General features: G+C 64.9%; 17 protein-coding genes. 15 read left to right on the top strand and 2 right to left on the bottom strand.

The features are described 5' to 3' along the window. The first annotated feature begins 7 nt into the window (after positions 1-7). From H143_RS0117535 to H143_RS0117520, 4 genes are all read left to right on the top strand, one after another. Positions 8-787: a 3'-5' exonuclease gene (locus H143_RS0117535; protein ID WP_019939567.1), complete on the top strand. Its 780-nt coding sequence runs from the start codon at positions 8-10 to the stop codon at positions 785-787. 150 nt (positions 788-937) lie between these two features. Then, positions 938-1,549 (top strand): hypothetical protein, encoded by a 612-nt coding sequence (locus H143_RS0117530; protein ID WP_019939566.1) that lies wholly within the window; start codon positions 938-940, stop codon positions 1,547-1,549. A 105-nt stretch (positions 1,550-1,654) separates the two neighbouring features. After that, the gene (gene rlmD / locus H143_RS0117525) at positions 1,655-3,040 is read left to right on the top strand and encodes a 23S rRNA (uracil(1939)-C(5))-methyltransferase RlmD (RefSeq protein ID WP_026350195.1); all 1,386 of its coding nucleotides are present in this window, start codon (positions 1,655-1,657) and stop codon (positions 3,038-3,040) included. A 105-nt stretch (positions 3,041-3,145) separates the two neighbouring features. Continuing rightward, complete coding sequence (locus H143_RS0117520) at positions 3,146-3,430, top strand: 2'-5' RNA ligase family protein (protein WP_019939564.1); 285 nt, start codon at positions 3,146-3,148, stop codon at positions 3,428-3,430. 134 nt (positions 3,431-3,564) lie between these two features. On the opposite strand, the gene cueR is transcribed toward H143_RS0117520, so the two are convergent. Both cueR and H143_RS0117510 read right to left on the bottom strand, forming a co-directional pair. Continuing rightward, positions 3,565-3,954, bottom strand: a complete 390-nt coding sequence (cueR, locus tag H143_RS0117515) for a Cu(I)-responsive transcriptional regulator (RefSeq protein WP_019939563.1) — start codon at positions 3,952-3,954, stop codon at positions 3,565-3,567. 18 nt (positions 3,955-3,972) lie between these two features. Next, positions 3,973-6,309, bottom strand: a complete 2,337-nt coding sequence (locus H143_RS0117510) for a heavy metal translocating P-type ATPase (protein WP_026350194.1) — start codon at positions 6,307-6,309, stop codon at positions 3,973-3,975. 147 nt (positions 6,310-6,456) lie between these two features. Here H143_RS0117510 and H143_RS0117505 point away from each other — a divergent pair, with 147 nt between their 5' ends. The 11 genes from H143_RS0117505 to H143_RS22190 all read left to right on the top strand — a co-directional run bounded on the left by H143_RS0117505 (position 6,457) and on the right by H143_RS22190 (position 19,692). Next, entirely contained in the window at positions 6,457-6,654 is a 198-nt protein-coding gene (locus H143_RS0117505; protein WP_019939561.1) for a heavy-metal-associated domain-containing protein, read from the top strand. A gap of 88 nt (positions 6,655-6,742) precedes the next feature. Continuing rightward, positions 6,743-10,810 (top strand): phosphoribosylformylglycinamidine synthase, encoded by a 4,068-nt coding sequence (purL, locus tag H143_RS0117500; RefSeq protein ID WP_019939560.1) that lies wholly within the window; start codon positions 6,743-6,745, stop codon positions 10,808-10,810. Positions 10,811-10,844: 34 nt separating this feature from the next. After that, a complete protein-coding gene (locus H143_RS0117495) occupies positions 10,845-12,314 on the top strand; it encodes a M20 family metallopeptidase (protein WP_019939559.1) in 1,470 nt (489 codons plus the stop codon). Positions 12,315-12,456: 142 nt separating this feature from the next. Further along, entirely contained in the window at positions 12,457-13,011 is a 555-nt protein-coding gene (locus H143_RS0117490) for a DUF1415 domain-containing protein (protein ID WP_019939558.1), read from the top strand. 72 nt (positions 13,012-13,083) lie between these two features. Beyond that, positions 13,084-14,301, top strand: a complete 1,218-nt coding sequence (locus H143_RS21040; protein ID WP_019939557.1) for an EAL and HDOD domain-containing protein — start codon at positions 13,084-13,086, stop codon at positions 14,299-14,301. Between the two features lie 198 nt (positions 14,302-14,499). Continuing rightward, positions 14,500-15,714 carry an EAL and HDOD domain-containing protein gene (locus H143_RS21035; protein ID WP_019939556.1) on the top strand — a complete coding sequence of 405 codons (1,215 nt, stop codon included), beginning with the start codon at positions 14,500-14,502 and terminating at the stop codon, positions 15,712-15,714. Between the two features lie 196 nt (positions 15,715-15,910). Then, the gene (locus H143_RS0117475; RefSeq protein ID WP_026350193.1) at positions 15,911-16,363 is read left to right on the top strand and encodes a universal stress protein; all 453 of its coding nucleotides are present in this window, start codon (positions 15,911-15,913) and stop codon (positions 16,361-16,363) included. Further along, complete coding sequence (locus H143_RS0117470; protein WP_019939554.1) at positions 16,364-17,296, top strand: LOG family protein; 933 nt, start codon at positions 16,364-16,366, stop codon at positions 17,294-17,296. Beyond that, the gene (locus H143_RS0117465; protein ID WP_019939553.1) at positions 17,293-18,672 is read left to right on the top strand and encodes an MBL fold metallo-hydrolase RNA specificity domain-containing protein; all 1,380 of its coding nucleotides are present in this window, start codon (positions 17,293-17,295) and stop codon (positions 18,670-18,672) included. Before H143_RS0117470 ends, H143_RS0117465 begins: the two co-directional genes overlap by 4 nt. Before the next feature lie 167 nt (positions 18,673-18,839). Next, positions 18,840-19,121 (top strand): hypothetical protein, encoded by a 282-nt coding sequence (locus H143_RS23295; protein ID WP_026350192.1) that lies wholly within the window; start codon positions 18,840-18,842, stop codon positions 19,119-19,121. Beyond that, the gene (locus H143_RS22190; RefSeq protein WP_369751156.1) at positions 19,006-19,692 is read left to right on the top strand and encodes a hypothetical protein; all 687 of its coding nucleotides are present in this window, start codon (positions 19,006-19,008) and stop codon (positions 19,690-19,692) included. The genes H143_RS23295 and H143_RS22190 overlap by 116 nt, the downstream gene beginning before the upstream one ends. The last annotated feature ends 70 nt before the right edge of the window (positions 19,693-19,762 follow it).

Here is a 19,762-nt window from a genome sequence, read left to right as displayed (position 1 = left end):
TAGGGCGATGACTCCGACCCTGGTCTTCGACCTCGAAACCTTGCCCGATGTCGCAGGCCTGCGCCGCCTGAACGGCTGGGGTCCCGAGGTGCCCGACCTGGAGGTGGCCGAGCGCGCTTTCGCCGCGCGGCGTGAGGCGACCGGCAGCGACTTTCTGCCCCTGCATCTGCAGCGCGTGGCGGTGGTGGGCTGCGTCTTTCGCGACGACCAGGGTTTTCGCGTCAAGACGCTGGGCAATCCCGACGATCCCGAACCCGTGCTGCTGGCCGGCTTTTTCAAGACCATCGAGCGCTATACCCCGCGTCTGGTGAGTTGGAACGGTTCCGGCTTTGACCTGCCCGTGCTGCATTACCGCAGCCTGATCCACGGCGTGCCTGCGCCGCGCTATTGGGACACGGGCGAGGACAATCGCGACTTCAAGTACAACAACTACATCAGCCGCTACCACAACCGCCACATCGACCTGATGGACCTGCTGGCCAAGTACAACGGCCGCGCCAACGCGCCGCTGGACGACCTGGCCAAGCTCTGCGGTTTTCCGGGCAAGCTCGGCATGGATGGCAGCAAGGTCTGGGAGGCATGGAACAATGGCCAGGCCGACGCGGTGCGCGCCTATTGCGAGACCGACGTGGTCAACACCTGGCTGGTGTACTGCCGTTTCCGCTTCCTGCGCGGCGAACTCGATGCCACAGCCTATCAGGCCGAAATCGATCTGGTGCGAAGCACGCTGGCCGCCAGCGATGCGGCGCACTGGAAGGAATATCTGGCGGCCTGGGACGCCGCCTGATTGTCCGTGGCAGGGTGGGGCGTCGTGCCGCGGCGTTGCCTTGTAATCTTTCTGGCAATCAACTGAAACGACCTCGCCGCCGTTGAAATCCACCCGTAACCGCGCGATCCGCACAATGAGGCGGTGTTTCAACCCTTCGAGGAGATCCTCATGACCCGTATCCCCCTTCGCGCTCGCGTCGCCAGCATTGTCCTCGCCGTGGCTGCGGGCGCCGGCGCGACGTCCGTCTTTGCCCAGTCCGCCCCGGCGGGCACGCCGCCCCCTCCGATGCCCCATGCGTGGCATCACGGCCCCGAACATGGCAAGCGCATGATGTGGCGCGACGCGATGATGATTCCCGGCCTGGGTCCCATCGGTAAGCGCCAGGTCCAGGAGCTCAAGCTCACCGCCGCGCAACAGGCCCAGTTCAAACAGGCGCAGGCCGCCCAGCGCACCCTGTTCGAAGCTCGCCGCGACGAAATGACCCGCCAGCACGTGCTGCTCGACCAGCAGGTCACCTCCGGCAAGCTCGATCCGCGCGCGCTCATGAGTGCGCAGGAAGCCAACCAGCAGCAGTTCCAGGCGCAGGTCGGCCAGGTGCGGGACAAGTGGCTGGCCGTTTGGGATGGCCTGAGCGATGCTCAGCGCACCCAGGTGGTCGGCTTCGTCAAGGCACGCGAGTCCAGGATGCAGGCCATGCGCGAACGCCATCAGGAGCGCAAGGGTCCTATGCCTTCCCCGGCCGGTGCGGCCCCCGCCGCCCACGACTCCTCGCCCAGCTGATCGCGCTGTCCGATTTTTCCGGCACGAGAGCCGGCTCCCCGGGTCCACAAAGGCCCGTGGGGCCGGCTCTTTTACAATAGCGGGTTGTCTATCTGGATGGCCGAGATGCCGGAAGTTCTGAATATCGAATCCCTGGACCTGGAAGCCAGGGGAATCGCCCGCCGCGAGGGCAAGGTCGTCTTCGTGGAGGGTGCCTTGCCGGGCGAGCAGGTGCTGGCCTCGTCGGTGCGGCGCAAGCCGTCTTACGAGATCGCGCGCGTGGACGAAGTGCTGCTCCCTTCGTCGCAACGCGTCGCGCCCCGCTGTCCGCATTTCGGCGTGTGCGGCGGCTGCGTCATGCAGCATCTGGAACCCACGGCCCAGGTGGCCATCAAGCAGCGCGCCCTGGAGGACACCTTCGTCCATATCGGCAAGCTCAAGCCGGCGCGCATGCTGCCGCCGCTGCAAGGCCCTTCCTGGGGCTACCGCTATCGCGCCCGCTTGTCGGTGCGCTGGGTGCCCAAGAAAGGCGGCGTGCTGGTGGGCTTTCACGAGAGAAAAAGCAGCTACGTGGCTGACATGCGCGAATGCCCCGTGCTGCCCAGGCACGTCAGCGACATGCTGATGCCGCTGCGTGCAATGATCGCGTCCATGTCCGCCCCGGCCCGCATGCCGCAGATCGAGGTGGCGCTGGGCGAGAAGGTCACCGTGCTGGTGCTGCGGCATCTGGAGCCGCTCACCGACGGCGACCTCGCCGTGTTGCGCGCGTTTGCTCGCGAGCACGACGTGCAGTGGTGGCTGCAGCCCAAGGGGCCGGACACCGTGCACTCGCTCGAGTCCGAACATGCCGACGCGCTGGCCTACGCGCTGCCTGAGTTCGGCCTGCGCATGCCTTACCGGCCCACCGATTTCACGCAGGTCAACCACGCCATCAACCGCGCCCTGATCTCGCGCGCATTGACGCTGCTGGACCCGCAGCCCACCGACCGCGTGGCCGACCTCTTCTGCGGCCTGGGCAATTTCACCTTGCCGCTGGCCACGAAGGCGCGCGAGGCCGTGGGTGTCGAAGGCAGCAAGGCATTGACCGACCGGGCCATGCAGGCCGCGCAGTTGCACGGCCTTGCAGCCAGCACGAGCTTTTCCACGCTCAATCTGTTCGAGGTCAATGTGGACTGGCTGCGCGGCCTGGGGTATTTTGACCGCATGCTCATCGATCCGCCGCGCGAAGGCGCCCAGGCGGTAGCCCAGGCCCTGTCTCTGCTGTCGCCGGTCGAACGGCCCAGGCGCATCGTCTATGTGTCGTGCAACCCCGCCACGCTGGCGCGCGATGCGGCGATCATGGTGTACGAAGGCGGTTATGCGTTGCAGATGGCGGGAGTGATCAATATGTTTCCGCACACCGGCCACGTGGAGTCGATCGCGGTGTTCGAGTCGCAGGACGAGGCGGCTGTGCTTGCTGCTCAGGAGCAGGCGGCTGCGAAGGCGGCGCAGCTTGAGGGCACAGAGGCGTGATGGCTGCGCTCTACACGCTTGCCTGTCCGTCGTTGGCCGGCGGCGATAGAGACGATACGGCGGGAGCACAATCCGCAGTCCGGCAGGGTCCGGGCCCATTTCACCTTGGCTTTCGGCTGCCATGCCGTGCCGGACGAAGGCTATAACGATCTATCGAGGCTGCATCATGCCCTGTACCAGGGGCCATTGGCACGGCATCTGAATCTGGACATTCCTTACGTGCCTCACATCACGCTTGGTGTTTTCCACGACAAGGCTTTGGCCAAGCATCTGTGCGATCGGCTCAATGAGCGTCGGCTCGCGGTCTCAGGTGTGGTGGATGTGCTTTCGATTGCGCAGCTGGAGTCGGATGGGGTCCGCGATCTGGCGGTGTTTCAGCTTGCGGGTTGAGATGTTCTTGATAATGTATTCGTTGAGGTTCTTGAGGCGTCGATCGCGTCGCGCCGACCAGGCCACCCCCAGGCCCCCTGGACACGACAAACGTCTCAAGAACCCAATCAATCAAACCACCAACCTGCGCATCATCAAGCACCCTCCAGTTCGTCGATGATCGGGCACTGCGGCCGACTGTCGCCGTGACAGTTCTGGGCCAAATGCTTGAGCGTATCGGCCATCTGCTGCAGCTCGGCCACTTTGCGCTCTAACTCCTGCACGTGCTGCAAGGCCACGCGCTTTACGTCGGAACTGGCGCGTTTACGGTCGTGCCATAAAGCCAGCAGTTCGTGCATCTGTTCCACGGAAAAGCCCAGACCGCGCGCGCGGCGCACGAAGCGCAGGGTATGTAGGTCCTGCTCCGTGTAGATGCGGTAGCCCGACGCCGTGCGGCCGGCCGGGACGATGAGGCCTATGGACTCGTAATAGCGGATCATCTTGGCCGAGATGCCGGTGGCCTGGGCAGCTTGTCCGATATTCATGGCGTATCTCCGGGATATTCAGACGCCGGCGCGCGCGGGCCGGAACGTCTTCAGTCGCAGGGCATTGCTGACCACGAACACGCTGGACAGGGCCATGGCGCCGGCCGCCAGCATGGGCGAGAGCAGCAGGCCGAATGCCGGGTACAGCACGCCGGCCGCCAGCGGAATGAGCGCGATGTTGTAGACGAAAGCCCAGAACAGGTTCTGCCGGATATTGCGCAGCGTGGCGCGGCTCAGGGCGATGGCGTCGGCCACGCCGCGCAGGTCCTTGCCCAGCAGCACGACCTGCGCGGCCTCGATGGCGATGTCGGTGCCGCTGCCGATCGCCAGGCCCACGTCGGCGGCGGCCAGCGCCGGCGCGTCGTTGATGCCGTCGCCGACAAAAAGCACCTTGCTGCCGTTGCGGCGCATGTCGGTGACGGCCTGCATCTTGCCTTCGGGCAGCACCTGCGCGCGCACATCGTCCACGCCGAGCTGGCGTGCCACGGCTTGCGCCGTGTCGCGATGATCGCCGGTGATCATCGCGGTGCGCAAGCCCAGCGCGTGCAGGGCAGCGATGGCTTGCGCGGCCGTGGGCTGCAGCGGATCGGCCACGGCCGCGATGGCGCGGATGCGTCCGTCGACAGCGACAAAGATCGGCGTCTTGCCCGCGCGGGCCCAATCGGCCGCCGTTCCGGACAATTTCGATGCATCGATGCCGCGCTCGTTCATCAGGCGCTCGGAACCGGCCAACAAGTCGTGGCCGTCGATCCGCGCCGAGATGCCTGCGCCGGAGACGGCCTGAAAGTCCGAGACGGGCGGCAGCTCGAACCCGTACTTCCGCGCCTGCGCCACGATGGCCCGTGCGATGGGATGTTCCGAACGCAACTGCGCCGAGGCCAACAGGCGCAAGGTAGGCGGTACATCGGGCGAGGTGCCGTTTGGGGCGGTGTCCGGGCCGCTGGTGGCGCCATCAAGGTAGCTATGGACTGCGCCGGCCTCATCGGTTTCCATCCAGTCCGTCAAGGCTGGCCGGCCCAAGGTCAGGGTGCCTGTCTTGTCAAAGGCCACCACGTCCACCTCGCGCAGCAATTGCAGCGCATCGCCCTGGCGGAACAGCACGCCCAGTTCCGCCGCGCGGCCGGTGCCCACCATGATGGAAGTCGGCGTGGCCAGGCCCATGGCGCAGGGGCAGGCGATGATGAGCACCGCTACCGCGTTGACCAGTGCATGGGGCAGGGCGGGCGCGGGACTCCAGATCATCCAGGCGGCGAACGTGGCGAGCGCCGCCGCCAGCACAGCCGGCACGAACCAGCCTGTGACGCGGTCGACCAGAGCCTGGATGGGCAGGCGCGCGCCCTGGGCGGTCTCGACCATGCGGATGATGCGCGCCAGCGCGGAGTCGGCGCCCAGGCTCACGATGCGCAGGGTGAAGCTGCCGGTGGTGTTGAGCGTGCCGCCGGTGACCGGCGCGTTCAGGGTTTTTCCCACGGGCACCGGCTCGCCGGTGAGCATGGATTCATCCACGTACGAGCTGCCCTCGATCACGACGCCGTCGGCGGCAATGCGCTCGCCGGGTCGCACCAGCACGGCATCGCCGATGCGCAGTCGCCCGATGGGCACGTCATGCGGCTGGCCGTCGCGCATCACGCGGGCCGTCTGCGGCTGCAGGCTCACCAGCCGTTGTATGGCCGCGCCCGTGCGCCCCTTGGCGCGCGCTTCCAGCATGCGGCCGAGCAGGATCAGGGTGACGATGACGGCGGCCGATTCGAAATACACCTGACGAGCGCCCTCGGGCAGTATCTGCGCGGCGAAGACGGCCGCGCTGGAATAGAGCCAGGCCGCACCGGACCCCAGGGCCACCAGCGTGTTCATCTCAGGGGCCAGGCGCCACAGGGCCGCCAGGCCGTCGGTGAAGAAGCGCCTGCCCGGGCCGGCCAGCACGGCGCTGGTCAGGATGAATTGCACGATCCAGTCGCCGCGCTCGCCCAGCGTGGCATAGATCAGATGATGCCAGGCGGGCAGCAGATGGCCGCCCATTTCCAGGACGAAGACGGGCAGGGCCAGGGTCAGGGCAATGAGAAAGTCGCGGCGCAGGCGCTGCGCCTGGGCGTCGCGCGCCTGCGCCAGTTCGCGGGCATGGTCGTCCTGCGCCGTAATGGGTCGCGCTTCGTAGCCTGCCTTGAGCACGGCCGCGACAAAGTCTTCGGGCTTGCCTGCTGACGGGTCGTAACGCACTTGCGCACGCTCGGTGGCCAGATTCACGGTCGCTTCCTGTGCGCCGGGCACCTTGGACAGCGCCTTTTCGACGCGGCGCACGCAGGAGGCGCAGGTCATGCCGGTGACGGCCAGTTCGAGTTCGGTGGATGGGTTCATTTGCTTGTCGGACACCATGCCCGCGATAAGGGTACGACGCTAGTCTCGACCTTCCTATCATGGGAAGGTCAAGGCTTATTTTAGTCTTGACATTGCCATAATGGGAAGGTTTAAGCTGGGTATGGAATTTCACCAGGAGTCCACTTCATGAGCACCGAATTCATCGTTCCCGACATGACCTGCGGCCATTGCGTCAAGACCATCACCAGCGCCGTGCAGGCGGTGGCTCCGGCAGCCCAGGTCACGGCCGACCTGGCCAGCCACCGGGTCGCCATCGAAGGCGCCGATGCCCAACGAGCGCGCGAGGCCATCGAGGATGCCGGCTACGAAGTCCAGGTCGCCTGAATCGGCTTTGCCGCCGCGACATCGCGAGACCGAAGCGGGGGCGCAAAAAGGTAAAATCCGGTTTTGATCCCCCCTCTTCGGCCGCATCGTGTCCCTCGTCCAGCATCTGCCCGGTTCCTCCGTCCTTTCCGTCTTCCGCCGCGAACGCCTGCTTGCTCAATTGAAGCAGGTCGGCCTGCCGGTCGCCGATGTCTCGGCCCGCTACGAGCACTTTGTCCTTACCGATGTCGAGCTTCAGGCGCAAGACGCCAGGCGCCTGGCCGATCTGCTGGACTACGGCGATCCGGCCGGCGCGGATGCCGCGCCGGGCAAGGCGCTGCAATTGCTTGTCATCCCGCGCCTGGGCACCGTGTCGCCCTGGGCCAGCAAGGCCACCGACATCGCTCATAACTGCGGCCTGGCGGCCGTGCGGCGCATCGAGCGCGGCATCCGCTACACCCTGACTGCCGAACGTGGCCTGCTGGGCAGCAAGGCTTTTGACGAAGGCGCCCTGGCCCGCGCCGCCGCCTGCCTGCACGACCGCATGACCGAAACCGTGGTCGACGCCGCATTCGACGGCCAGGCGCTGTTCGCGCCGCTGGCCGGCAAGCCGGTGCGCACGGTGCCGGTGCTGGCCCAGGGCAGCGCTGCGCTGGTCCAGGCCAATGTGGCGCTGGGTCTGGCCCTGTCCGAGGACGAAATCGAGTATCTGGCCGAAGCTTTCGCCGTGCTCGAACGCGACCCGACCGACGTCGAGCTGATGATGTTCGCGCAGGCCAACAGCGAACACTGCCGCCACAAGATCTTCAACGCGCAATGGAAGATCGACGGCGCCGAGCAGCCCAACACGCTCTTTGGCATGATCCGCGCCACGCACAAGGCGCAGCCCAACGGCACCGTGGTGGCCTATTCCGACAACGCCGCCGTCATGGAAGGCGGCGCGGCGCAACGCTTCGAAGCGGGCGTTCCCGGCCTGGCCGGCGCAAGCCCGGTGTATCGCCGCCGCGCGACCACCGTGCACACGCTGATGAAAGTCGAGACGCACAATCACCCGACCGCCATCGCGCCGTTTCCCGGCGCATCCACCGGCGCCGGCGGCGAGATCCGCGACGAGGGCGCCACGGGCCGCGGCTCCAAGCCCAAGGCCGGCCTCACGGGCTTTACCGTGTCGCACCTGCGCCTGCCCGACGCGCCGCAACCCTGGGAGGCCGATCATCACGGCCTGCCCGATCGCATTGCCACGCCGCTGTCCATCATGATCGACGGTCCCCTGGGCGGCGCGGCCTTCAATAATGAATTCGGCCGGCCCAATCTGCTGGGCTATTTCCGCACCTATGAGCAGACTACGGAACTGGTCGCCGAGCAGGGCGAGGGCAAGATGCGTTGGGGCTACCACAAGCCCATCATGATCGCCGGCGGCCTGGGCAGCATCGATGCGGACCTGACCCAAAAAGACCCGATCCCGCCGGGCGCGCTGCTCATCCAACTGGGCGGCCCGGGCCTGCGCATCGGCATGGGAGGCGGCGCCGCCTCCAGTATGGGCGTGGGCAGCAACTCGGCCGACCTGGACTTCGACTCCGTGCAGCGCGGCAACCCCGAGATCGAGCGCCGCGCGCAGGAGGTCATCGACCGCTGCTGGCAACTGGGCACGGGCAACCCCATCATCGCCATCCACGACGTGGGCGCGGGCGGCCTGTCCAACGCTTTCCCCGAACTGGTCAACGACGCCGTTCGCGGTGCGGTGTTCGACCTCAAGCGCGTGCCGGTCGAAGAGTCCGGCATGTCGCCCGCCGAAATCTGGAGCAACGAGTCGCAGGAGCGCTACGTGCTCGCGATCCTGCCGCAGGACCTGGACCGCTTCGACGCCATCGCGCAGCGCGAGCGCTGCCCTTATGCGGTGGTCGGCGTGGCCACCGAAGAGCGCCAGCTGCGCGTGGTCGACGGCGAAGGCCTGCCGGGGTTGGACGCGATTCAGCCCAAGCCCGCCGACGAGGTGCGCCCCGTGGACGTTCCCATCGACGTCATCCTGGGCAAGGCGCCGCGCATGCTGCGCGATGTCAAGCGCCTGCCCGGTGCGACCGGCGAGCTCGATCTGGTCGGCATCGATCTGACCGAAGCCGCCTATCGCGTGCTGCGCCATCCCACGGTGGCCAACAAAACCTTCCTTATCACCATCGGCGACCGCACCGTGGGCGGCCTGTCCGCGCGCGACCAGATGGTCGGCCCCTGGCAGGTGCCGGTGGCCGACTGCGCCGTCACGTTGTCCGACTATGAAGGGTTCCGCGGCGAAGCCATGTCCATGGGCGAGCGCTCGCCCATTGCGGTGATCGACGCGCCGGCTTCGGGCCGCATGGCCGTGGCCGAGGCGCTGACCAACCTGGCCGCCGCCGATGTGGCCCAGGTCGAAGACATCAAGCTATCCGCCAACTGGATGGCCGCCTGCGGCGTTCCGGGCCAGGACGCCGCGCTGTACGACACGGTCACGGCCGTAAGCGAACTATGCCAGGCCGTGGGCCTGTCCATTCCGGTGGGCAAGGATTCGCTCTCCATGAAGACGTCATGGAAAGAGGGCGATGAGTCGCGCCAGGTGGTGGCGCCGGTCTCGCTCATCGTCACCGCTTTCGCACCGGTCAAGGACGCGCGCGCCAGCCTCACGCCGCAGCTGCGCACCGATACCGGCGGCAGCGCGCTCATCCTCATCGACCTGGGCCAGGGCCGCCACCGCATGGGCGGCTCCATCCTCGCGCAAGTCTACGGGCAGGTGGGCGAGACGGTGCCCGATATCGATCGCCCGCAGGACCTGCGCGCCTTCTTCATCACCATCCGCACCCTGGCCGAGGCCGGCATCATCCTGGCCTACCACGACCGTTCCGATGGCGGCCTGTTCGCCACGCTGGTCGAGATGGCCCTGGCCGGTCGCACCGGCGTGTCGGTCAACCTGGACATGCTCACCTTCGATCCCAGCTCGGCCGACTGGGGCGACTTCAAGATCCGCGCCGAGCAGGTGGCCGTGCAGCGCGAGGAGCTGACGCTCAAGGCCTTGTTCTCGGAAGAAGCCGGCGCCGTGATCCAGGTGCCGATGTCGCAGCGCGACGCCGTCATGCAGGTGCTGCGCGGCGCCGGCCTGTCCAAATATGCCCACGTGATCGGCGGCCTGAACGACAGCGACGAGATCGAGCTCTACCGCGACGGCAGGAAGATCTGGAGCCAGCCGCGTGCCGATCTGGGCAGCGCCTGGAGCGAAGTCAGCCGCGACATCATGGCGCTGCGCGACAACCCCGTGTGCGCTCAGGCCGAGTTCGACATCTGGAAGGACCCCGCCGATCCGGGCCTGGCCCCGCGCGTGGCCTTCAATCCGCAGCAAGACATCGCCGCGCCCTTCATCGCCACCGGCAGGCGCCCGCGCGTGGCCATCCTGCGCGAGCAAGGCTGCAACAGCCAGGTCGAAATGGCCTGGGCCTTCGATACCGCCGGCTTCGAGGCGGTGGACGTGCACATGACCGACCTGCTGGCCGGCCGCGTCGACCTGGCCACCATGCAAGGTCTGGTGGCCGTGGGCGGCTTCAGCTACGGCGACGTGTTGGGCGCCGGCGAAGGCTGGGCGCGCACCATCCGCTTCAACGGCAAACTGTCGGACCAGTTCGCGCAATATTTCGCCCGGCCCGACACCTTTGGCCTGGGCGTGTGCAACGGCTGCCAGATGATGGCGGCGCTCGCACCCATGATCCCGGGCGCCGAGCACTGGCCGCGCTTTACGCGCAACCAGTCGGAAAAATACGAAGCCCGCCTGTCGCTGGTGGAAATCGCCGAATCGCCCTCGATCTTCTTTGCCGGCATGTCGGGTACCCGGGTTCCGGTAGCGGTGGCGCACGGCGAGGGCTATGCCAACTTCGCGCAGCAGGGCAGCCCGACCCGGGTTGCCGGTGCGGCGCATTTCGTCAATCACTACGGCAACCGTACCGAAGCCTATCCCTACAACCCTAACGGCAGTCCCGCAGGACTGGCCTCGGTCACCACGGCCGACGGCCGCTTCACGGTCATCATGCCGCACCCCGAGCGCGTCACCCGCAACGTGATGATGTCCTGGGCGCCCGAAAAATGGGGTTCGGCGGATACCGGCGGCCCGTTTTCGCCGTGGATGCGCATCTTCCGCAATGCGCGGGTGTGGTTGAAGTAAGCTAGACAGTTCAACGCGATACCTGGAGCCGCTCATGAATGCCCGCATTCCCGACGATGCCTTGCCGCCAGCACTCGATCCCCAGGCCCTGCAGGCCTACGTCGACGAAAAATGGGACGGCCAGATCATCCCCGCGCTGACCACCTACATCGAGATTCCCGCCAAGAGTCCGTCCTTCGATGCCGACTGGGAAAAGAACGCCTATATCGAGCGCGTCATCCGGGACGCGGCGCAATGGGTCGAATCGCAAAAAATCCACGGCTTGACGCTGGAGATCGTGCGTCTGCCGGGCCGCACTCCCGTCATTTTCTTCGACGCCCCGGGCACCCGTTCGGACAACGGCGACACCATCCTGCTCTATGGCCACCTGGACAAGCAGCCCGAATTCAACGGCTGGCGCAAGGACCTGGGTCCTTGGACGCCCAAGCTCGAGGAGGGCAAGCTCTACGGCCGCGGCGGCGCCGACGATGGCTATGCCGTCTACGCCTCGATTACCGCCATCATGGCGCTGGATCAGCAGGGCGTGCCGCGCCCGCATTGCGTGGGCATTATCGAGACCTGCGAAGAGTCCGGCAGCTACGACTTGCTGCCTTATGTCGATGCGCTGCGTGACCGACTGGGCAACGTGGCCTTGGTGGTATGCCTGGATTCGGGCGCCGGCAACTACGACCAGTTATGGATGACCACCTCGTTGCGCGGCCTGGCCGCCGGCACGCTGGAAGTGCAGGTGCTCGACGAAGGCGTGCACTCGGGCGATTCCAGCGGCGTGGTGCCCTCGACCTTTCGCATCCTGCGCCATGTGCTCGACCGCCTGGAAGACAGCGGCACCGGCCGCCTCCTGCCCAATAGCCTGCATTGCGAAATCCCCGCCGAGCGTATCGCGCAGGTCAAGACCACGGCCGGCATCCTGGGCGACGCCGTATGGGAGCGTTTCCCCTGGAGTTGCGGCGCCAACGGCAGCTTCGTGCTGCCCATGACGACCAATCCCGAAGAAGCGCTGCTCAACCGCACTTGGCGTCCGACCCTGTCGGTGACGGGCGCCGAAGGCCTGCCGCCCTTGAGTTCGGCCGGCAACGTGCTGCGTCCGCGCACGGCCTTCAAGCTGTCACTGCGCCTGCCGCCCCTGATCGATGCGCCCGCCGCCGTGCAGGAAATCAAGCACCTGCTCGAAGACAACGCGCCCTACAACGCCAAGGTGACCTTCCACGCCGACAAGGGCGCGGCCACCGGATGGAACGCGCCGGAAACGGCCCTGTGGCTGGCTGACGCGCTCGACCGCGCCTCCAACCAGTACTATGGCGCGCCGTGCGGCTTCATCGGCCAGGGCGGCACGATTCCGCTCATGAGCATCCTGCAGCAGGGCTTTCCCAAGGCGCAGTTCATGGTGTGCGGCGTACTCGGCCCCAAGTCCAACGCGCACGGCCCCAATGAGTTTCTGCACGTACCCTACGGCAAAAAAATCACCGCTTCCGTGGCGCAGATCATGGCGGACCTGCCCGCATGAGCGCGCCGGGCCGCCCCAAGCGCTCATTCCCCCTTGGGGGGAGGGGCGCGCAGCGCCAAGGGGGCGTCCTGAGCGCGCCGGGCCGCCCCAAGCGCTCATTCCCCCTTGGGGGGGGGCGGGCGCGCAGCGCCAAGGGGGCGCCATGATCGTCGAAGACGTGTCGGCCTGTCAGGCGGCGGCCGACACACGGCTCTGGGTCGAGAGGGCCGTCATCGGCCTGAATCTGTGCCCCTTTGCCAAGGCGGTGCAGATCAAGGGCCAGGTGCGCTACGCGGTGAGCGACGCGGTGGACGAGGAGGGCGTGCTGGCCGACCTCGAGGACGAGCTGATGCTGATCTGCGAGGCCGACCCGGACGCAATCGATACCACGCTGCTTATCCTGCCCGAGGCCTTGCACGACTTCTACGCGTTCAACGATTTCGGCGAGCTGTCCGACCGCCTGCTCAAGCGCATGCGCCTGGTGGGCAGCTTGCAGGTCGCGACCTTCCATCCGGCGTTCCAGTTCGCCGATACCGATCCGCGCGACATGGGCAACTACACCAACCGGTCGCCGTATCCGACGCTGCATATCCTGCGCGAAGACAGCCTCGACCGCGCGGTCGAGGCCTTTCCCGAGGCCGAGACGATCTACGAAAGAAATATCGAGACCATGGAAAGCCTGGGAATCGAAGGGTGGCGCAAGTTGATGCAGGCGTAGCGCCCTGGCGTTGTGCAGGCTTGTAACGCAACGCATGGCGGCCGGCGAGCCGCGACTGGAATATGTAAGACGATGAATATCGAGGGAAACTCCGAAACGCTTATCGCGCGTCAGGCGATCATGAATCGGCAGAGCGAGTGCGTTGCCCATGAGTTGCTGTTTCGCGGGCGCAGCCGGGATACGTCGGCTGTCGTCGACGACGGCTTCGCAAGCACGATGACGGTTGTACAGAATCTGCTTGGCAGGATAGGCATCGAGACCGTTCTGGGCGAGGGCGACGGTTTTCTGAATTGCCCCGACGAATTCCTTGCTTCCGGATTCATCGACATTCTGCCTGCTCGTCGAATGGTGCTCGAGATTCTGGAGAGCAGCAGGCTGGGCGATGCGCTTGCGCGGCGGTGCCGCGCCTTGCGAAGCAGGGGGTTTCGTATCGCGCTGGACGATGTCAGGGCAATCAACCCGGAAATGCTCGCCTTTTTGTCCAATGTCGATCTGGTCAAGATAGACTGGCCCTACGTTGACCTGGACACCGCGACCCGCATCACGCAGGCGTGCCACGCAGCCGGCAAGATAGTGCTTGCGGAAAAGGTCGAAACGCCCGAGGACTACGCGCAGGCGCTTGAAATCGGCTGCGACCTGTTCCAGGGCTTCTACTTCACCCGGCCGCAGCTGCTAAAGAGCGGCAACAAGGCAACCGAGAATTCCGCAGCGCTGTTGGGCATACTCGACCTGGTCCTGCAGGAGGCCGATATCGAAGATATCGAGCACGCCCTGAAGATCGTGCCATCGCTGACGGTCAAGTTCTTGCGCCTGGCCAACAGCAGCAGCCTGTGGCGCACGCACATGTCCGAAATCACCTCGGTGCGCAAGGCCCTGTCCCTGGTCGGATACAAGCAATTGGCGCGCTGGTGCTGCTTCATGCTCTATGGCGCCGATAAGAACGGCGAGACGGATCCGCTCGCGCAGCTTGTCATGCGCCGCGCGGACTTCATGGAGCGTATCGCGCACAAGATATCTCCTTTTGACGAGCGCCTGCAGCACCAGGCCTATCTTTCCGCGCTGCTGTCCCTGGCCCATATTCCACAGGGCTCGGATGCGCACAGTTTCATGAGCGGCGTAGCCGTGGGGGAGGCGATCCGCGAGGCGGTCGTCTCGCACAGCGGCTGGCTTGGTACCTTGCTGACGGTGGCCGAGTGCGCGGAGAGGGGGGATTTCCCGACGCAGGCACAGCTTGCCGACCTCTGTCCCGAAGGTCAGCCGGAAGCGCTGCTGGACGGTCTCTACCTTTAGGTCCTTTCATGCCTGGCCGGCATTTGTTGACCTGAGTCAAATGCACCGACAGACTTACTTCCATACTAATTTCTAAGGATTAAGATCATGTGACGGATGGCGCAGTCGACGAGCGACTGGCGCCCTGGCCTCTGGGAGCGGGCCTATCGGTACAGCGTATAAGTGGCCCGCTGGCCGCCACGGGAACATAGAACAACGATGCATATCGAAGAAAGTTCCGAAACGCTCATTGCACGCCAGTCGATCATGAATCGACAAGGCGAGTGCGTGGCCCATGAGCTGCTGTTTCGCGGCCGCAGCCTGGATGCATCGGCCGTCGTCGACGACGACTTCGCAAGCACGATGACGGTCGTGCAGAATCTGCTTGGCAGGATAGGCATCGAGACCGTTCTGGGCGAGGGCGACGGCTTTCTGAACTGCACCGCTGAATTTCTTGAATCCAGCTTCATCGATATTTTGCCCGCCCCGCGGATCGTGCTGGAAATTCTGGAGACCTGCGAACTGAATGACGCGCTCGCGCAGCGGTGCCGCGTGTTGCGCGGCAGAGGGTTTCGCGTCGCGCTGGACGATGTCAGGGAAATGACTCCGGAAGTATCCGCCTTCCTGCCCTATGTCGACGTGGTCAAGATCGACTGGCCGTTCGTCGGGCAGGATATGTTGAAGCGCATCACGCAGGTCTGCCACGCGGCGGGCAAGTTGGTGCTTGCGGAAAAGGTCGAGACCCTCGAGGACTACGCGCAGGCGCGTGAAATCGGCTGCGACCTGTTTCAGGGCTTTTACTTCACCCGGCCGCAGCTGTTCAAGAGCAACAAGGCAACCGAGAATTCCGCAGCGCTGCTGGGCATACTCGATCTGGTTATGCGCGAAGTCGATGTCAACGACATCGAGCATGCGCTGAAAATGGCTCCTTCGCTGACCGTGAAATTTCTGCGGCTGGCCAACAGCAGCAGCCGGTGGCGCACGCGCGTGGCCGAGATTACCTCGGTGCGTAAAGCGCTGTCGCTGGTCGGATACAAGCAATTGGCGCGCTGGTGCTGCTTTATGTTGTATGGCGCCAATGAAAACGACGTTGCCGATCCGCTCGCTCAGCTCATCATGCGCCGCGCAAATTTCGTCGAGCGAATTGTGCGCAAGATATCTCCCCACGACGAGCGCCTGCAGCAGGAAGCGTATCTTTCAGCGCTGCTGTCGCTGGCTCATATTCCGCAAGGCACGGACGCGGGCAGTTTCATGCGCGGCGTGGCGGTGGGCGGCTCCATCCGCAAAGCGGTCGTCTCGCGCGGCGGTTGGTTGGGCACCTTGTTGGCGGTGGCCGAGTGTGTAGAAAGAGGGGAATTCCCGACGCAGGCCCAGCTTGCCGATCTCTGCTCCGACTGCCACCGCGAAGCGCTGTTGGACGGCCTCTATCTCTAGATTCTTCCGGGCCCTTGCAAAGTCCGGCTTTTGCACTGCGCCACCCTGTAGTTGCCTTATCCGGCCAGCATCTGTTGATCTGTGTCAAACGCGCCGGCGGCCTTGTTTTCTACACTGATTTCATTAACAAGCAACGCAATCGATGGACGTGCCGACCGCGGCGCATTCCGATTGCATAATTTCAAGGAGCGAGATCATGTTCAAGAAAATCCTGATTTCCACCGACGGTTCCGAACTGTCGAACCAGGCCGCCAGCGCCGGTGTCGACTTCGCGCGCCGCATGGGCGCCCAGGTGCTGGCGGTGTATGTCGCGCAGCCCATGGAAGCCTTCATGGGTTTCGAAGGCGCGGCGGTTGCCTATGCCGGCAATTACGAGAAAGATATAGCCGAACAGGCCGGAAAATATCTTACGCGTATCAGCGACCTTGCCCGGACCGCGGGCGTAAAAGCGCAGACGCTTACGGTGTCCGCCTATAACGCCGCCGACGGCATTATGCAGGCCGCCTCGGAAGAGCACTGCGACCTGATCTTCATCGGCAGCCATGGCCGTAGCGGCCTGTCGCGCCTGGTTCTGGGCAGCGTCTCGTCCAGGGTGGCCAGTCTCTCCAAAATTTCCACGCTGGTGTTCCACATCAAACAAGAGGCTTGAATGAAAGCCCTCTCCCCGCGCCGCGTGCCGCTGCCGTGGGAGCATGAAAAATCCCGCGATGAGGACGCACAGGCCGGGCAGCGCATCGGCGCGATCATGCGTGATGCCTCCTATTTGCAGGCCGATTGCGACACGACATTCCTGCGCGAGGACATCACGCGCGGCGTGCGCCTGCAGTTGGACTATCTCAAGGCCGAACAGGTGTTGCGCGCCCACGGCATCGACAGGACGATCGTCGTCTTCGGCAGTACGCGCCTTCGCGAACCGACGACCGCGCGCAGCGAACTGGAATCGGCCCGCGGCAAGGCGCTTGCCTGCCCCGGCGACGCAGTGCTCGGGCGGGCGCTGCGCATTGCCGAGCATCGCGCCGAACTATCCCGCTACTACGACATCGGAAGGCAGTTGGGGCGCCTGGTGGGCAAGGCGGGTGATCCGGGGCTGGCCGTCCTGACGGGCGGCGGTCCGGGCGGCATGGAGGCGGCAAACCGCGGTGCATTCGATGCGGGTGCCAAAAGCGTAGGCCTGAATATTTCCTTGCCGCGCGAGCAGTATCCCAACCCCTATCTGACGCCCGGCCTGTGCATGAGCTTTCACTACTTCGCCATGCGCAAGCTGCATTTCATGAAAAGAGCGGTGGCGCTGGTTGCGCTGCCGGGCGGATTTGGCACATTGGACGAATTATTTTGCGCGCTGACGCTGATCCAGACGCGCAAGACCGCCGCGATCCCCGTGGTGCTCATCGGCCAGGCGTATTGGCGCAAAGTCTTCGACGCCGATTTTCTCGCCGAGTCGGGCGGTATCGACGAGGAAGACCGCGAGCTGTTCTGGTATGCCGAGTCGGCGCAGGAGGCTTGGGACGGCATTCTTGCCTGGCATCGCCGCAACGGCGCAGCGCTATTCGCTCAAGCCGGGCCGAAAGAGAATCGATCATGAAAATTTCGTTTCACGGCGCGGATCGAGAAGTGACCGGCTCGTGCCATCTGCTGCAGGCTGGCGGCCTGCGCGTGCTGATCGATTGCGGCATGTACCAGGGTGGCCGCGAACTCGAAGAGGAGAACGCGCAGGATTTCGGCTTCGATCCGGGCTCGATCGATTACCTTCTTCTCACGCACGCGCATCTGGACCACTGCGGACGTATTCCTTTGCTGGTCAGGCGCGGCTTTCGTGGCGAGATCATCGCGACCGCCGCCACCCGCGAACTGGCGCGGCTGGTCATGCTCGATGCCGCGCGCCTGCAGGAAGAGGAAGCTGAGCGCGGCGCACGGCACGCGCGTCGCGGTGGCGCGGTGCCGGACCAGTCCCTCTACGGCACGCTGGACGCACTCAACGCGCTGGAGCGCTTCGGGCGCGCGGCAGCTTATGGCGAGCCGATCGCATTGACGCCAGCGTTGCGCGCCACGTTCCACGACGCCGGGCATATTCTCGGATCGGCGAGCATCCGTATCGAGGATACAAGCGGGCCGGTCCGGTCGGTCATTTTCTCCGGCGACCTGGGCAGCAGCGGCCGGGCGATCCTGAGCGATCCCGAAACACCGCCTCCGGCCGATGTCGTCGTGATGGAGACCACCTACGGCGACCGGGCGCACAAGGCACTGGAGCCGTCGGTCGAGGAGTTGTACCAGGCGATTACCGATACCTTCGCAAGAGGCGGCAATGTCGTAATCCCGACTTTCGCGCTGGAGCGCGCGCAGGAAATTCTCTTTTACCTGCGCCAAGGGGTGGAACTTGGGCGCTTGCCGCGTTCGATGTCGGTGTTCCTCGATTCGCCGATGGCGATCTCGGCCACGGAAATATTCCGCCGCCACGCGGAATGCTTTTCATCAAAAAGCCAGGCCTTGTTCGACGAAGGCCGCGATCCTTTCACGCTGCCGGGCTTGCGCTTTACACGCGATGTCGCGGGCTCGATGGCCTTGAACAGGATCGTAGGCGGCGCCGTCATCATGGCCGGCTCGGGCATGTGCACGGGCGGCCGGGTGCGCCATCACCTGCGGCACAATCTCGGGCGGCGCGATTCAAGTGTCATTTTCGTCGGCTACGCTGCGCGCGGCACGCTTGCGCGCGAGCTCATCGACGGAGCCAAGCAGGTGACGCTGTTCGGAGAAAAATTTTCCGTGCGCGCGCGGCTGCATACGATCAACGGCTTTTCCGCGCACGCCGACCGCGACGAATTGCTGGCCTGGCATCGTGCGCTGAAACCGGCGCACACGATACTCGTGCATGGCGACGAGCAGTCGATGCAGCGCTTCGCATCGGTGCTGGAAAACACCGAGGTTTGCATGCCCAAGCGCGGCGATGCGTTCGTCTTTTGAGCGATAGTCGCATTCAGCCATGGAAAATGCCGTCGCCCGCCCGCTATCGGATACCCGCATCGCCGCCATCGATCGGTACTGAAAGGCCTCGCTCTAGCTTTGCGCTGGCATGCTCTATCTCAGGGACAACCCCTTGCTGCGCGATCCGCTCGTTCCAGCCCACGCTTTTGGCGCAGCCTTGGACAATTTCGCATCAGGATCCGGGTTTTCTGGACGTCGTGGCCAACAAGAGTCCGCGTGTGACGCGCATCTATCTGCCTCCCGATGCCAATTGTCTTCTGGCCCTCGCCGATCAATGCCTGGACAGCCTGGACAGGATCAACGTGATCGTGGATGACAAGCAGCCGCATCTGCAGTATCTGTCCATGGACGACGCGATCTGCCATTGCGCAAAGAAAGGGCCTGGGTATATGGAACTGGGCCGGCAGCGATGCGGATATCGAGCCTGACCTTGTGATGGCGAACGCGGGCGACGTGCCGACGATGCAAGCGCTTGCCGCGACAGACCTGCCGCGCGGGTATTTCTCCGATCTGAGGATCCGCTTGGTCAACGTCGTGGATCTGTATCGCCTGATGCCTGATGACGACTACGATCATGACCTGAGCAATGCGGATTTTGATGCCATCTTCACGTCGGACAAGCCGGTGATCTTCAATTTCCACGGCTACCCATCCTTGATCCGCAAGCGGGTATACCGCCGTGACGGCGGCCGGCATTTTCATGTTCGCGGCTACCAGGAACATGGAAACATCGACACGCCGCTCGGGCTGGCGATCCGTAACCGGATCGAACGGCTCAATCTCGCAATCGATGCAATAGAGTGCGTGCCGCGCCTGCGTGCCATCGGCGCCTATGTACAGGAACGCATACGCGAGAACATCGCCCGATGCCAGCGCTTTGCATGGGAAGAGGGCTGCGACCCTCCCGACTACGCCGGTTGGACCGGCGCCGCTCGCCGCGCGGCCAGATCTGCGCTCGGGCTGAAATATGCCGCGGATGATCCCGTCCGCGTTGCTTGATCTGCGTCAAGCACGCGGGCGCCCCGGCTTCCTACACTGGACTTGATCGACCGGTTCTCCCTTACCGTCT

Source organism: Bordetella sp. FB-8 (assembly GCF_000382185.1).
Lineage (GTDB): Bacteria > Pseudomonadota > Gammaproteobacteria > Burkholderiales > Burkholderiaceae_B > Bordetella.
The sequence above is the reverse complement of the archived record's forward strand: the minus strand, read 5'-3'. Positions and strand labels throughout refer to the sequence as shown.